Below are 15,121 nucleotides of genomic sequence, written 5' to 3' on the forward strand. Positions count from 1 at the left end.
CGACCGAAGCGCAGGGGGAGGCGCCGTGGACGAGTACGCGGGAAGAGTGCTCGCTGAGCGCTACCGCCTGCCGCTGCCGCCCGCCGGCGCCGACTCCCTCGTGGACCTCGCGGAGACCCGCGCCTTCGACACGTACAGCGGTCAGGAGGTGCGGGTCCGTCAGGTCCCGCTGCCCGAGATCGTGGACGCCGAGGTGCTCGGCGAAGGACCCGCGCCCGCGGGCCCGTACGGCGGCGGGGGTGCCACCCGCAGACCGGCCGAGCCGGTCGCGCGCCGGGCGATCGAGGCGGCGCAGGCCGCGGCCCAGATCCCCGACCACCCCTTACTCGACCAGGTCTTCGACGTCTTCGCGGAAGCCGGCTCGCTGTGGATAGTCAGCGAACACATCGCCGCCCGCCCCCTCTCCGCCCTGCTCGCCGAGGGCCCGCTCAACCCGTTCCGGGCCGCCGAGATCGCCGCGGACGTCCTCACCGCCCTGCGCGCCCTCCACGCCCACGGCTGGGTCCACCGCAACATCACCGCCCGCACGGTCCTGGTCTGCGACGACGGCCGCGTCCTCCTCACCGGCCTCGCCGCCGGCGCCGCCGAGGAGGCCCTCTGCGGCTACGCCCCCGTCCCCGACCCCGAGGACCCCGCCTTCCGCGCGCCCCCGCCGGACCACGAGGCGTACGGGAACCACGAACCGTACGAGGGGCAGGGGGAGTACGGGGACCACGGGGCGACCGAGGCGTACGCGGAGCAGGAGGGGTACGAGGGCCAGGAGGCGTACGCGGAGCAGGAGGCGTACGAGGGTCAGGAGGCGTACGAGGAGCGGGAAGAGTACGCGGAGGGGACGTACGAGACGCACGAGGGGACGTACGGGACCCACGAGGGGACGTACGAGACGCACGAGGGGACCTACGAGACCTACGAGACCCACGAGGGGACGTACGGGACCGAGGTCTACGAGACCGGTGCGTACACGGCTCCCGAGGGCGTCGCCGCGCTGCCCGTCGGCCTCGAAACCGCCGCGCCCGAGCCGCCGCCGGCCCCGGAACCCGTTCCCTACGGTGCCGACCCCTACGGCCGGGCGACGCCCGCTCCCCGCCCCGCGAGCCCGCCGCAGGCCCCGGCGGTGCCGCCCAGCGCCGACCCCCGGGCGGCCAGGGCGGGCGCCATCGCCGCGTACCGCGCGGCCACCCGCGCCGCCGCCGCGCGCCTCGGCGACACGGCCGCCCTCCCGGCCCCGCGCCCCTCCGCCGAGTCCGAGTCCGGGTCCGAGTCCGGGGCGGGGGCCGGGTCGAAGTCCGGGTCCGACTCAGGGGCAGGGTCCGCCTCCGCTCCCGAAGCCGGGCCGGAGCCCGGGACGCCCATGCTCCCGGAGACCACCCGTCCCGGCCCCGCCCCCCAGTGGTGGGCGCGGACGGCGGAGGACGAGGACGACGACGAGGACGACGAGGACGGGCCGGGCGGCGACGGCCGGCGCCCGCCCCGGCTGATGCTCAAAGGCACCTGGAGCGACGGCCCGCACGCCTCCCGCGACGGCGCGCCGCACGTCCCGGCCGGTGGCGGCTCCGTACTGCCCGGCTCGGGCAGGCCGGCGCTCCCCGCCGGGTACGCGCCCGCCGCCCCCGAGGCCTCCCGTCCGGCCCGGCCGTCCACCGGGACGACCGTCCCGGAGCAGCCGGGCCCGGCGGCGGAGCGCTACCGCGGCCCGGCGACCCGGCTCGCCGCCGAACGGGCCAGACAGACCCGCATCGCGGTCGTCGGCGCCGTCACCGAGCGCTGGGCGCCCGAACAGGCCGGCCCCGTGCACGAGAACTGGCGGCTGGCCCCGCCCATCGGCCCCGCCACCGACCTGTGGGCGCTCGGCGCCCTGCTCTACCGGGCGGTCCAGGGCCATGCCCCGTACCCCGAGGACAGCGCGGCCGAGCTGGTCCAGCTGGTCTGCGCGGAGCCGCCCGCCTTCGCCGAGGAGTGCGGCCCGCTGCGCCCGGTGGTGGAGTCGCTGCTGCGCCAGGACCCCACCGAGCGCCCGGACTTCGAGGAGCTGCGGGGCTGGCTGCGGTCGCTGGTCAGGTCCGCGCCGGAGCCGGAGGCGGACCTCGCGCCCGCCCCCTCCCGGTTCGACGCGCGGCGGCTGCCGATCCTGCGCCGCAGGGGCGAGCTGGTGCGCCGCCGCCGTGCCGCCGCGGGCTCCGGCCGCCACCGGCACCGCCGCGGCAAGGAGCCCCGCCGCGAGCAGGCGCCGCCGCCCGCCCCCGCCCCCGCCCCCGGGGAGCAGCCCCCGCCGCGGCACTTCGAGGCGTACGAGGACGGCTCCGCCCGAGCCTACGAACCGGAGCCCCCGCACCGACCGCACGAGCCCGAACAACCGCACGAGCCGGAGCTGTCGTACGAGCCGGAGGGGCCGTACGCATCACAGCGGCCGTACGAGCCGGAGCGGCCGTACGCATCAGAGCCGTCGTACGAGCCGGAGCGGCCGTACGCATCACAGCGGTCGTACGAACAGGAGCGGCCCTACGCTCCCGAGCAGGGCCACGAGCCCGGGCAGGGGTACGCGTACGACCAGGAGGAAGCCGAGTTCGAGCCCCGGCGCGCCCCGGCGCGGCCGCGGTCGCTCGGGCGCCGGCTGCTGATGCTGGTCCTCCTCCTGCTCGGCGGCGCTCTCGCGTACGCCGCCTTCGCCCTGCCCAGGGGCGGCGAGGCGCCCGCGGACGCCCGCCCCTCCGCGACCACGCCGCCGTCCGCGCCCGCGCCGACCACGGCCCCACCCACCACCGCGCCCCCCACCCCGACCCCGACGGCACCGTCGAGCCGGCCCGCGCCCACCACCACCGCGCCCGCCACCGGTCCCGCCCTGGCCGCCGGTTACGTGCTGCGCGAGGACCCGGAGGGCTTCCGGATCGGCGTGCCGCGCGACTGGCGGCGCAGCCCCATCAACGACGCGGGGCAAGTCCGCTACACCGGCGGCGACTTCACGATGATCGTCGTGCCGGGCCGGGACAGCGTCCAGGACCACGGCTCGGACCCGCTGGAGTACCAGAACTCCAAGGAGCGCGAGCTGGAGCCCTACCGGCAGTCCAGCTGGTCCCAGCTGGTGAAGGCCCGGCGGGTGGACATCGGACGCACGCCCACCGCCGAGGGGCACTACACCTGGCTGGACAGCACCGGCCGGGAGGTCTTCGTCCGCAACCTCGCCCTGATCGACGGCGGGCGCTACCACGTGGTCCAGGTGATCGGCCCGGAGAGCGAGCGGGAGAAGGTCTCGGAGGTCTACGACGAGGCCGTGAAGGGCTTCCGCGCGGGCCGCTGAAGCCGTTCGCGCCCCCCTCGTACGCCCGCCGGTGCCGTTCGCGCCCCCTTCGGGGGCCCTCGGCGGTCACAGTGAGGTTCCTTTGAGGGCCCCGCGGTTCCGTCCGCCGTCCCCTCATCCGTAACCTGGCATCGGAAGCAACGGGGCGGGGGCACGTGGAACACTCTCAGGGCACAGGAGCGGGGCTGCTGCTCGCCGGGCGGTACCGGCTCGGCGAGTCCATCGGGCGCGGCGGCATGGGCAAGGTCTGGCGCGCGCACGACGAGGTGCTGCACCGCGTGGTGGCGGTGAAGGAGCTGACGGCGGGTCGGTTCGTCGCGGAGGCGGACCGCCTGGTGCTGCACGCCCGCACCCAGAAGGAGGCCCGGGCCGCCGCCCGGATCTCCCACCCCGGGGTGGTGACCGTCCACGACGTCCTCGAACACGACGACCGGCCCTGGATCGTCATGCAGTTCGTCGACGGTCCCTCGCTCGCGGACGCCGTCAAGGAGGCCGGGACGATCGAGCCCCGCGAGGCGGCCCGGGTCGGGCTGCACGTCGTCGGCGCGCTGCGCGCCGCGCACGCGGCCGGCGTGCTCCACCGGGACGTGAAGCCCGGCAACGTCCTGCTCGCCCGCGACGGGCGGGTGCTCATCACCGACTTCGGCATCGCGGCGATCGAGGGCGACTCCACCATCACCCGGACCGGCGAACTCGTCGGCTCGATCGACTATCTGGCGCCCGAGCGGGTACGGGGCGGCGACCCGGGCCCCGCCTCCGACCTCTGGTCGCTCGGCGCCACCCTGTACACGGCGGTCGAGGGCTCCTCGCCGTTCCGCCGCACCTCCCCGATCAGCACCATGCAGGCCGTCGTCGGCGAGGAGCCGCCGTACCCGGAGAACGCCGGACCGCTCGCCTCCGTCATCGTGGCGCTGCTCCGCAAGGACCCGGACCAGCGGCCGCGCGTGGACGAGGCCGAGCGGATGCTGCTCGACGCGATGGAGGGCCGCAGCCCGGAGGCCGCCCAGGCGTACGTGCCGACGCAGCGGATGGACGTCGACACGGTGAGCACCTCCTCCGGGCCGGGTGCTTCCGGGCCGGGTGCCTTCGGACCGGGTGCCTCCGGGGAGGCGCCGACGCCGGTGTCGCCGCAGACCCCGCGTACGGTCGAGTGGCCCACCCCGGCGCAGTCCTCCGCCACCCAGCGGCCCGCCCCGGCGACGCCCTCCGCGCCCACCGTGGTGCCCGCCGCGCCGTCTTCCGAGGCGTCCGGGAAGGGGCGCCGGCGCTCCGCCGTCCTCACCGCGGTGCTCGCCGCCGTCCTCGCGGGCGGCGCCGTCTTCGCGGTGATGCACTACGGCGGCGGGGGCGGCACGCCCGGCCCCGGCCCGACCACCAGCGCCACCGCCGGTCCCACCCCCACCGACGGCAAGGAAGCGGTGGCGGACGGAGTGCCGGAGGGCTGGCACCGGGTCGAGGATCCGGCGGGCTTCAGCCTGGTCGTTCCGGACGGCTGGAAGCGCCAGACGGACGGCTCCGCCAACATCGACTACACCCCGGACGGCGGCCGCCACCGCCTGCGGATCAGCATCGACCCCAGCCCCGACTTCGAGAACCCGTACATGCACCTCCTGGACCTGGAGAAGGCGCTCCAGAAGCGGATGGACTACCGGCGGGTGTGGCTGAACCAGAACACCTACCGCGACCAGATCAAGTCCGCGAGCTGGGAGTTCACCTGGACCGAGAAGCAGAACTTCCCCGGCCCCCGGCACGCGATCGACCAGATGTACTTCGACGCGAACGGCACCGAGTACGCGATCTACATGACCTCGCCGGAGTCGAGCTGGGACACGACCCGGCAGCAGTTCGACATCGTCCTCCAGCACTGGCAGCCGCCCGCCTCCTGACGTCGTCGCGACACCCGCCACGGCACCCGCCAAAGCCCCTGTCGCGAGACCCGCCACGGCACCCGTCGCGGCACCCGCCGTGGCGCCCGCCGGGTGCCGGAAGAATCTTCCCCGTGCCTCCCTGCCGGCCGTAAGCCCCTGATCAGGGCTTATGTGCCAGTGATCACTGGCGTGATGTGTGCGGGGGGTGAAAACGCGTTACCGACGGGTACCCAAAGACCGGAACGGCGCTTACGCTCGGGCGCATGACGGACTCGCAGGCCACGGCCGCCCCCACGGTTCCCGCCGACGCCGCGCAGGCGGCCCGCACCGCCGCCCCGGCCGGCGCGACCAACCCGGTCGCGCCCGCTCCGGTCGGCGCCCGGACCGCCGCCGACGTCGTGACGCCCGAGCTGGTCGCCCGGCTCACCCGTGGCGTCGTCGGCTCCGGCCGCACCGCCAACCACACCCCCTTCACCGGGGAGAAGCTGGCGGACCTGCCCGAGGCCACCCCCGAGGACGTCACCGAGGCGTTCGCGCGCGCCCGCGCCGCCCAGGCCGCCTGGGCCGCCACGCCCGTCCGGGCCCGCGCCGCCGTCCTGCTCCGCTTCCACGACCTCGTCCTCGCCCGCCAGTCCGAGGTCCTCGACCTCATCCAGCTGGAGACCGGCAAGGCCCGGCTGCACGCCCACGAGGAGGTCCTGGCGGTCGCCCTCGCCGCCCGCCACTACGGCCGCAAGGCGCCCTCGTACCTGCGCCCCAAGCGCCACACCGGGGTCGTCCCGACCCTCACCAAGGTCACCGAGCTGCGTCAGGCGCGCGGGGTCGTCGGCCAGATCTCCCCCTGGAACTACCCCCTCGAACTCTCCGCGGGCGACGCCCTGCCCGCCTTCGTGGCCGGCAACGCCGTCGTCATGAAGCCCGACACCGAGACCGCGCTCACCGCGCTCTGGGCCCGTGACCTGCTCATCGAGGCCGGTCTGCCCGCCGAGGTCTTCCAGATCGTGCTCGGCGAGGGCCCGGTCGTCGGCCCCGAGGTCGTCCGCCACGCCGACTACGTCTCCTTCACCGGCTCCACCCGCACCGGCCGCGAGATCGCCCAGGGCGCCGCCGCCCGCCTCGTCGGCGTCACCCTCGAACTCGGCGGCAAGAACGCCATGCTCGTGCTGGAGGACGCCGACGTCGAGAAGGCCGCCGCCGGCGCCGCCCGCGCCTGCTTCTCCTCCGCCGGCCAGCTCTGCATCTCCATCGAGCGCCTGTACGTCCACGAGTCGATCGCCGATGCCTTCGTCGAGCGCTTCGCCGCCCGCACCAAGGCCATGCGGCTCGGCAACTCCCTCGCGTACGGCTCCGACATGGGCTCCCTCGTCGGCGAGCGCCAGCTGGAGACCGTCGTCCGGCACGTCGACGAGGCGGTGGCCAAGGGCGCCCGGCTCGTCGCCGGCGGCGTCGCCCGCCCCGACATCGGCCCGCTCTTCTACGAGCCGACGATCCTCGAAGGCGTCGAGGCCCCGATGTCCGTGTGCACCGAGGAGACCTTCGGACCGGTCGTCTCGATCTACCGCTTCACCGACGAGGAGGAGGTCGTCGACCGGGCCAACGGCACCCCGTACGGTCTCAACTCCTCCGTCTGGACCAGGGACGCGCGCCGCGGCCACGCCGTCGCCGCCCGGCTGCGCACCGGCACGGTCAACATCAACGAGGGGTACTCGCCCGCGTACGGCAGCGTCCGCGCCCCGATGGGCGGCATGAAGGACTCGGGCCTCGGCCGCCGCCACGGCTCCGAGGGCATCCTCAAGTACACCGAGGCGCAGACCGTCGCCCAGCAGCGCCTGATGCCGCTCGCGCCCTCCTTCGGGATGGACGACGAGACGTACGCGAAGGTGATGACCCTCTCCCTGAGGGCGCTGAAGGCCCTGCGTCTGAGCTGACGCGCGGCCCGCCCGCCCTGTCCGTTCCCGCCCTTTTCCTTACGAGGTTCTGCGAGGAGAGCCATGACCGCGGTACCCCCTGCCCGAATTCAGGACGACGAAGGCTCGTACGACTACGACGTCCTCGTGGTCGGCTCCGGCTTCGGCGGTTCGGTCACCGCCCTCCGCCTCACCGAGAAGGGGTACCGGGTCGGCGTCCTGGAGGCCGGCCGCCGCTTCACCCGGGAGACCCTGCCGAAGAACTCCTGGGACCTGAAGAACTTCCTGTGGGCCCCCGCCCTCGGCCTCTACGGGATCCAGCGCATCCATCTGCTCGGCAACGTGATGGTGCTGGCCGGCGCGGGCGTCGGCGGCGGCTCCCTCAACTACGCGAACACGCTCTACGAGCCGCTCGCGCCCTTCTTCGACGACCCGCAGTGGAAGGACATCACCGACTGGCGGGCCGAGCTCGCCCCGTACTACGACCAGGCGAAGCGGATGCTGGGCGTCCGGCTGAACCCGACGATGACCCCGTCCGACGTGCACCTGAAGGCCGCAGCCCAGGCCATGGGCATCGGCGACACCTTCCACATGGCGCCGGTCGGCGTCTTCTTCGGCGACGGCCGGGACGCGGACGGGAAGGCGACGGCGAAGCCGGGCGCGGAGGTCTCCGACCCGTTCTTCGGCGGCGTGGGCCCCTCGCGCAAGGCGTGCACCGAGTGCGGCGAGTGCATGACCGGCTGCCGCCACGGCGCCAAGAACACGCTCAACGAGAACTACCTCTACCTGGCGGAGAAGGCCGGCGCCGTCGTCCACCCGATGACCTCCGTCGTCGCCGTCACCGAGGACTCGCGCGGCGGCTACGCCGTGAAGACCCTCCCCACCGACAACCGCAAGAAGGGCAGGGGCCGCACCTTCACCGCCCCCCGGGTGGTCGTCGCCGCGGGCACCTACGGCACGCAGACCCTGCTCCACCGGATGAAGGACACCGGGCTGCTGCCCCGGATCTCCGACCGGCTCGGCGAGCTGACCCGGACCAACTCCGAGGGACTGGTCGGCGCCCAGACCACCGACCGCCGCTACCGCGGCCGGCACGGCCGGAAGCGGGCCGACTTCACCCGCGGCGTCGCCATCACCTCGTCCGTCCACCCCGACGAGCACACCCACATCGAGCCGGTCCGCTACGGCAAGGGCTCCAACTCGATGGGCGGGCTGACCGTCCTCCAGGTTCCCTACGGCGCCCACCGGGTCCGCGGATGGCTCCTCAACATCGCCCGCCACCCCGTCCTCGCGCTCCGCTCGCTCTCCAACCGGCGCTGGTCCGAGAAGACCATCATCGGCCTCGTGATGCAGTCCCTCGACAACTCGCTGACGACCTACCGCAAGCCCGGCGGCGTCGGAAAGGGCCTGCTCACCGCCCGGCAGGGCCACGGGGCGCCGAACCCCACCCAGATCGAGGCGGCGACCCGGGCGGCCTCGCTGCTCGCCGAGGAGATCAACGGTTTCGCCGGCTCCAACGTCGGCGAGCTGATGGGCACCCCGCTCACCGCGCACTTCCTCGGCGGCTGCCCGATCGGCGCCGACGCGGCCTCCGGCGTCATCGACCCGTACCACCGGCTCTACGGCCACCCCGGCATCTCGGTCGTGGACGGCGCGGCGGTCTCCGCGAACCTCGGGGTGAACCCGTCGCTGACGATCACCGCCCAGGCGGAGCGCGCCATGTCCTTCTGGCCGAACAAGGGCGAGGAGGACCCGCGGCCGCGCCAGGGCGAGGTGTACGCGCGCGTGGCGGCGGTCGAGCCGAAGTCCCCGGCGGTCCCCGCCGAGGCGTTCGGCGCCCTGCGGCTGCCCTTCCTCGGCATCCCGGCCGTTCCGCCGAAGAGCGTGTCCTGACGTCCTGACGTCCGGTCCGCTTTCGCGTCCGCGGACACGGAAAGGGCGCTGCACCCCCCTCCGAGTGCAGCGCCCTTCCGGCTTTTCGGTGTTGCTGCATAGATGACCACCGGCCCCCGCCTTTGGTTGTAGGCGATGTACGGGATCTTTGTGTGACGCGCGTCACATAGGGTGGAGGGGTATGGAGAAGGGCCCGTGCCGCGATTCCGGTCGCGGCACGGGCCCGTGGTCGGCACCGGTGTCAGGGCAGCGGCGGTGCCGAGCGGAGCGGCGCCGGGGGGTCGCGCCGCGTCGGGGGAGGGACGCGGGAGGGGCTCGGGAGGGGACGGGGACGAGGGGGAGAGGGAGTGCGGGTCGCGGGTGCCGCGCCCGGTGAGCCGGTTGCGGTCGGTCCCGGGCGTCCCCGGGACCGACCGCCCTTTTCGGGTGACCGGGCTGCTGTCCCCTGCCGTCCGGTCACGCGCGCTGGAGCGAGGTCCCACGACGTGCCAGAAGCACGTCACACGCCCCAGCGAAGCCACGCGTGGTTTCTGCGGGCCCGCCCCTGGCTGGCACGGACACCCCGCTCAACGAAGCCCGGCGGGCGCCGGTCACGCGCCGTACGGGTGAGACCGGCACCGAACTCGGGTACGGGCACCCACTCACACGCGTCCCGCCGGCCCGCGCGCCCGCGTCGGGCTCGGGCTGTGTCCGCACTCCGCGCCCGCGCGGGGCTCGGGCTGAGCCCGCATCGGGCTTGGGCTGTGCCCGCACCGCACGCCCGTACCGGCCTTCAGATGCGGCCGCGGCACAGCTCCAGCATCGTCATCGCCAGCGCCGTACCCGGCTTGCCCAGCGCGTCCCGGTAGTGGGCGAGCACGTCCATCTCGCGCGCCAGGTTCACGCGTCGGCCGCCGGAGGAGATCCGGGCCTCCTGGATCACCGCCGAGATCGCCACCCGTTCCTGGATGAGGCCGATGATCCGGTCGTCCAGCGCGTCGATCCGCTCGCGGGCGTCGCCGATCAGCGAGGCCGCCTCGTCGGTGCGGGCGCCGGTCTGCTCGGTGAGGGTCTTCGTGGTCATGCGGGGCTCCTGGGTGGTGTGGGGCCCCGGATCGGCACGGCCCGGGAAACGCCAGACGCCCCGGGCCTTGTCGGCCCGGGGCGCCTGGGAAGTCGCTTGTCAGTTGCTCAAGCAGCACGACCATGGCAGCCGGTGGGCCGGTTGCCATAGGTAAACACGAAGGTCGAGTGCTTGCGCATGGCGCCCAGTATGGACCCTGCGCTCCGCCCCGGGGCAAGCCGGGCCCGGATGGTGAGACGAAGGCCACCCGGGTTCGGATGGTGAGACGAAAAGCGTCACGCGCTCGCCGGTAGAATCGACAAACAGACCCCCTCCCTCGGGAACCTCCTACCGCCGGAAGGCCGCCGTAGTGTCATCAGCGTCCCCCGCTGCCGCGCCCGACGTCACCAACCCGGACGTAGTCCTCGTTGTCGACTTCGGCGCCCAGTACGCCCAGCTCATCGCCCGTCGCGTCCGCGAGGCGCGGGTCTACAGCGAGATCGTCCCGTCCACCATGCCGGTGGCCGAGATGCTGGCCAAGAACCCGAAGGCGATCATCCTCTCCGGCGGCCCGTCCTCCGTGTACGCGGAGGGCGCCCCGCGCCTCGACCGCGCCCTCTTCGAGGCCGGCGTCCCCGTCTTCGGCATGTGCTACGGCTTCCAGCTGATGGCGACGACCCTCGGCGGCACCGTCGACAACACGGGCGCCCGCGAGTACGGCCGGACCCCGCTGCACGTCTCCAAGGCCGGCTCCACCCTCTTCGAGGGCACCCCGGTCGAGCAGTCCGTCTGGATGTCGCACGGCGACGCCTGCTCCGCCGCCCCCGAGGGCTTCAGCGTCACCGCCTCCACCGACGTGGTCCCGGTCGCCGCCTTCGAGAACGACGAGAAGAAGCTCTACGGCGTCCAGTACCACCCCGAGGTGCTGCACTCCACGCACGGCCAGCAGATCCTGGAGCACTTCCTCTACCGCGGCGCCGGCATCCAGCCCACCTGGACCACCGGCAACGTGATCGAGGAGCAGGTCGCGGCCATCCGCGCCCAGGTCGGCGACAAGCGCGCCATCTGCGGCCTCTCCGGCGGCGTCGACTCCGCCGTGGCCGCCGCCCTGGTCCAGCGGGCCATCGGTTCCCAGCTCACCTGCGTCTACGTCGACCACGGCCTGATGCGCAAGGGTGAGACCGAGCAGGTCGAGAAGGACTTCGTCGCCGCGACCGGCGCCCGCCTGGTCGTCGTCGACGCGCAGGAGCGCTTCCTCACCGCCCTCGCCGGCGTCTCCGACCCGGAGACCAAGCGCAAGATCATCGGCCGTGAGTTCATCCGCGTCTTCGAGCAGGCGCAGCTGGAGATCCTCCAGGAGGAGGGCCCCGAGGTCGCCTTCCTCGTGCAGGGCACCCTCTACCCGGACATCGTCGAGTCCGGCGGCGGCACCGGCACCGCCAACATCAAGTCCCACCACAACGTGGGCGGCCTCCCCGACGACATCGAGTTCGAGCTCGTCGAGCCGCTGCGCCAGCTCTTCAAGGACGAGGTCCGCATGGTCGGCCAGGAGCTCGGCCTGCCGGAGGAGATCGTCCAGCGCCAGCCCTTCCCCGGCCCCGGCCTCGGCATCCGCATCGTCGGCGAGGTCACCAAGGAGCGCCTGGACCTGCTCCGCGACGCCGACGCGATCGCCCGCGAGGAGCTGACCGCCGCCGGCCTCGACCGCGAGATCTGGCAGTGCCCGGTCGTGCTCCTCGCCGACGTCCGCTCCGTCGGCGTCCAGGGCGACGGCCGCACCTACGGCCACCCGATCGTCCTGCGTCCGGTCTCCTCCGAGGACGCCATGACGGCCGACTGGTCGCGCCTGCCCTACGAGGTCCTCGCCAAGATCTCCACCCGCATCACCAACGAGGTCGCCGACGTCAACCGCGTCGTCCTCGACGTCACCAGCAAGCCCCCGGGCACCATCGAGTGGGAGTGACCCCCGAAGGGGCGTGACTCCGACCGGGAACCACCCCCTGTGGGGTCGCCCCCGACCGGGTAGGCCCCCGACCGGGTGCGACCCCTCCCGCACGTCGCCGAAGCCGCCGTCCCCCGTCCGGGGGCGGCGGCTTCGGCGTGATCCCGTCCGGACTCTGGTGACTTGACCGGCCGGGCGTTACCTTCCGGCGCATGACCGAGATACCGGCCCCCGTCGCCCTCGACCGGCTCCACTTCGCCATGCCGCCCGTCCACGCGACGGCCGGCGAGGAACGCGCCCACCGCAAGCAGCGGCTCGCCGGCGCGCTCCGGCTCTTCGGGCGGCTCGGGTACGAGGAGGGCGTCTCCGGCCACATCACCGTCCGCGACCCCGAGTACGACGACTGCTACTGGGTGAACCCCTTCGGCGCCCCCTTCGGCGACCTCACCGCGAGCGACCTCGTCCTCGCCAACGGAGAGGGCCAGGTCGTCCTCGGCGGCCAGCACGTCAACCAGGCCGCCTTCACCGTCCACGCCCAGATCCACCGCGCCCGCCCGGACGTCGTCGCCGTCGCCCACACCCACTCCACCCACGGCCGCGCGCTCGCCGCCCTCGGCGACCTCCTCGACCCGCTCACCCAGGAGGCATGTGCCTTCTACCAGGACCACGCCCTCTACGACGCCTACACCGGCGTCACCGTAGACACCGAGGAGGCCCGCCGCGTCGCCGTCGCCCTCGGCCCCTTCAAGGGCATCGTCCTGCGCAACCACGGCCTGCTCACCGTCGGATCCTCCGTCGACGCCGCCGCCTGGTGGTTCATCGCCATGGACCGCTGCGCCCGCATCCAGCTCGCCGCCCGCGCCGCCGGCAAACCCGTCCTCATCGATCACAAGGACGCCGTCGCCACCCGCGAACAGCTCGGCAGCGACCTCGTCGCCTGGATCAACTACCAGCCCCTCTGGCGCAGGATCAGCCGAGCGGAGCCCGAACTCCTGTCGTAACACCATCGCTTCACCCTTCTGTACGTCAATGGGATGGTGCGGCAATCACTCTCCGGCGGGGCGCACGCGGCCCTCGCGAGCACCCTCGGTGCGGAACAATTCCGAGGAATCAGCGGCAGGTTGAGCTCGAAACCTCGGACTCGGGAAGTGACAACACCGTGGCGATCCAAGAGGCGAGACAGTACGGCGGGCGCCACGGCGCCGGCGAGCATCCGACGGCCTGCGCCGGCTGCGCCCACTGCGGCGAGACCGGCCACCGTCGCGCCGTCGCCGCCTTCCTCGCCCGCCGCGAGGAACTCGCCGCCGGCCACGGCGTCCCCGCCGCCGTCGCCCACTCACCGGTCGCCGCCCGCCAATGGGTCTCCGACGAACTCGCCCAGTCCGCCAGGGCGGTGACCGCCCACGGCCGGGAGGCCGGACTCGCCTGGCTCGCCCGCGTCCGCACCGGCAGCCTCGCCGCCGTCTGGGCCTCCGTCCTCGCCCTCCTGCTCGGCCAGGCCCTCACCGCCCTCGGCACCGGCTGGACCGCCGCCCGCACCGCCGGCCTCTGCACCGCCCTCCTCCTCGCCGTGCCGCTCACCGCCGCCGCCCACTCCCACCGCGCCCGCGGCGGCCTCCTCGCCGCCCTCACCGGCGAGGACAACCGGCTCTCCACCACCCGCGCCGTCGCCGCCGCCTGGCTCCTCTTCCTCTGCTACGCCCTCCTCTTCCTCACCTTCCGCTCGCTCACCGCCACCGCCTTCGGTCTCTCCGGCGCCGCCGGCCTCGTCACCGTCCTCGCCCTGGTCTCGGCCGTCGCCGTCACCGCCCGGCTGGTCGTCTCCACCCGCATCGCCGCCCTCCGGCTCCAGAAGGTCCGCGCCGACCGGCCCCACGCCGCCGACCTCCTCTGCGACGACAACGGCCGCGCCGACCTCGCCGACGTCCAGTACGTCCTCGTCTCCGGCGCCGTCCTGGTCTTCGCCGCCGTCCGGCTCGCCGCGGACCCCGCCCGTCTCCCCGCGCTGCCCTGGTCCCTCGCCCTCCTCGTCGCCGTCTCCGCCGTCTGGCACCTCGCCGCCAAGTGCACCGAGGGCGGCCGGCCCGCCGTCCACGCAGTGGTCCGCGCCCGGGAGGCCGGCGATCTCGACGCACCCATCCGCACCGGGGACGACATCGAGATCCGCGGCATCGGCTTCGTCCCGCCCGGCGCCGCCGCCCCCGACCCCCTCACCCGGCTCGTGGTCCGCATCGGCCCCGTCCACGCCCACGTCCCCCTGGTCCCGGTCCCCGGAGGCTTCGCCAACCCCACCGACACCGTGCTGACCGTCCCCCTCCCCGCCGAGGTCGAGCCCGGCCGGGTCGAGGTCTCCGTCGTCACCGCCGCCGGCTTCGAGACCAACCGCGTCACCATCGACGTCGCCGACTGAACACCCGATTCCCCTCCTCCTGTGTCCGTTCACAGAACTTGCGGCGAGAATCGATCCGCGAACTGTCGTACGGGGCGTGGAGAGGTGAACGATCATGAGCGAGTACCCGGGCCGCACCGGCGGAACCGCCCTGCGCCGCCGCCTGGACGGGTGGAAGGCCACCGCCTCCCGCTACGCCCTCCTGCCCCTCCGGATCTTCCTCGGCGTCACCTTCGTCTACGCCGGCCTCGACAAACTCACCGACCCGGCCTTCCTCGCCGACACCGGCTCCGGCTCCATCGGCGAGACCATGCGGGGCGTCCGCGACTCCTCCGCCGTCCCCTGGCTCGTCGACCTCGCCCTCAACAACCCCACCGCCTTCGGCTACGCCATCGCCCTCGGAGAGCTCGCCGTCGGCCTCGGCACCCTCCTCGGCCTCTTCGCCCGGGTGGCCGCCCTCGGTGGCGCCCTCCTCTCGCTCAGCCTCTGGCTCACCGTGAGCTGGCAGGTGAGCCCCTACTACCTGGGCAACGACCTCGCCTATCTCATGGCCTGGCTGCCGCTGCTGCTCGCCGGGGCGCCCGTGCTCTCCGCCGACCGGCTCCTCGCCGAACGCCGCCGGATGCCGTAGGCGACCCACGTCACCAGACCGGCCACCCCCAGCCCTCCGCACATCACCGGGATCGCCAGCCACCACGCCACCGACCACCAGCCGGCGAGGTCACCGCCGTAGGCCGCGGCCAGACCGAGGGCCGCCACACCGACGACCAGCCGGCCCGGACGGA

The 15,121-nt window shown here is 74.0% G+C and carries 9 protein-coding genes; 8 read left to right on the forward strand and 1 reads right to left on the reverse strand.

All coding sequences use genetic code 11. The features are described 5' to 3' along the window. Positions 1-25: 25 nt before the first annotated feature. The 4 genes from ACFYT9_RS09415 (at position 26) to ACFYT9_RS09430 (ending at position 8,963) form a co-directional block, all read left to right on the forward strand. Positions 26-3,295, forward strand: coding sequence for a protein kinase (locus ACFYT9_RS09415; RefSeq protein ID WP_389161966.1), 3,270 nt, complete (start codon positions 26-28; stop codon positions 3,293-3,295). A 155-nt stretch (positions 3,296-3,450) separates the two neighbouring features. Continuing rightward, on the forward strand, positions 3,451-5,181 hold the full coding sequence (locus ACFYT9_RS09420) for a protein kinase (protein ID WP_387279701.1): 1,731 nt from the start codon (positions 3,451-3,453) through the stop codon (positions 5,179-5,181). 245 nt (positions 5,182-5,426) lie between these two features. Further along, on the forward strand, positions 5,427-7,091 hold the full coding sequence (locus tag ACFYT9_RS09425; protein WP_389161968.1) for a succinic semialdehyde dehydrogenase: 1,665 nt from the start codon (positions 5,427-5,429) through the stop codon (positions 7,089-7,091). Positions 7,092-7,154: 63 nt separating this feature from the next. Beyond that, positions 7,155-8,963 (forward strand): GMC oxidoreductase, encoded by a 1,809-nt coding sequence (locus ACFYT9_RS09430; RefSeq protein WP_389161970.1) that lies wholly within the window; start codon positions 7,155-7,157, stop codon positions 8,961-8,963. Positions 8,964-9,735: 772 nt separating this feature from the next. On the opposite strand, the gene ACFYT9_RS09435 is transcribed toward ACFYT9_RS09430, so the two are convergent. Beyond that, complete coding sequence (locus ACFYT9_RS09435; protein ID WP_376600506.1) at positions 9,736-10,026, reverse strand: chorismate mutase; 291 nt, start codon at positions 10,024-10,026, stop codon at positions 9,736-9,738. 349 nt (positions 10,027-10,375) lie between these two features. On the opposite strand from ACFYT9_RS09435, the gene guaA reads away from it, so the two are divergent. From guaA to ACFYT9_RS09455, 4 genes are all read left to right on the forward strand, one after another. After that, positions 10,376-11,968: a glutamine-hydrolyzing GMP synthase gene (gene guaA / locus ACFYT9_RS09440; protein ID WP_376600507.1), complete on the forward strand. Its 1,593-nt coding sequence runs from the start codon at positions 10,376-10,378 to the stop codon at positions 11,966-11,968. Positions 11,969-12,159: 191 nt separating this feature from the next. Further along, entirely contained in the window at positions 12,160-12,948 is a 789-nt protein-coding gene (locus ACFYT9_RS09445; RefSeq protein ID WP_387279603.1) for a class II aldolase/adducin family protein, read from the forward strand. Between the two features lie 158 nt (positions 12,949-13,106). Continuing rightward, positions 13,107-14,357 carry a hypothetical protein gene (locus tag ACFYT9_RS09450; protein ID WP_389161973.1) on the forward strand — a complete coding sequence of 417 codons (1,251 nt, stop codon included), beginning with the start codon at positions 13,107-13,109 and terminating at the stop codon, positions 14,355-14,357. Positions 14,358-14,451: 94 nt separating this feature from the next. Beyond that, the gene (locus tag ACFYT9_RS09455) at positions 14,452-14,967 is read left to right on the forward strand and encodes a DoxX family protein (protein ID WP_376600512.1); all 516 of its coding nucleotides are present in this window, start codon (positions 14,452-14,454) and stop codon (positions 14,965-14,967) included. Positions 14,968-15,121 lie beyond the last annotated feature (154 nt).

This window comes from Streptomyces sp. NPDC004435, from assembly GCF_042873895.1.
In the GTDB taxonomy this organism is placed as follows: domain Bacteria; phylum Actinomycetota; class Actinomycetes; order Streptomycetales; family Streptomycetaceae; genus Streptomyces.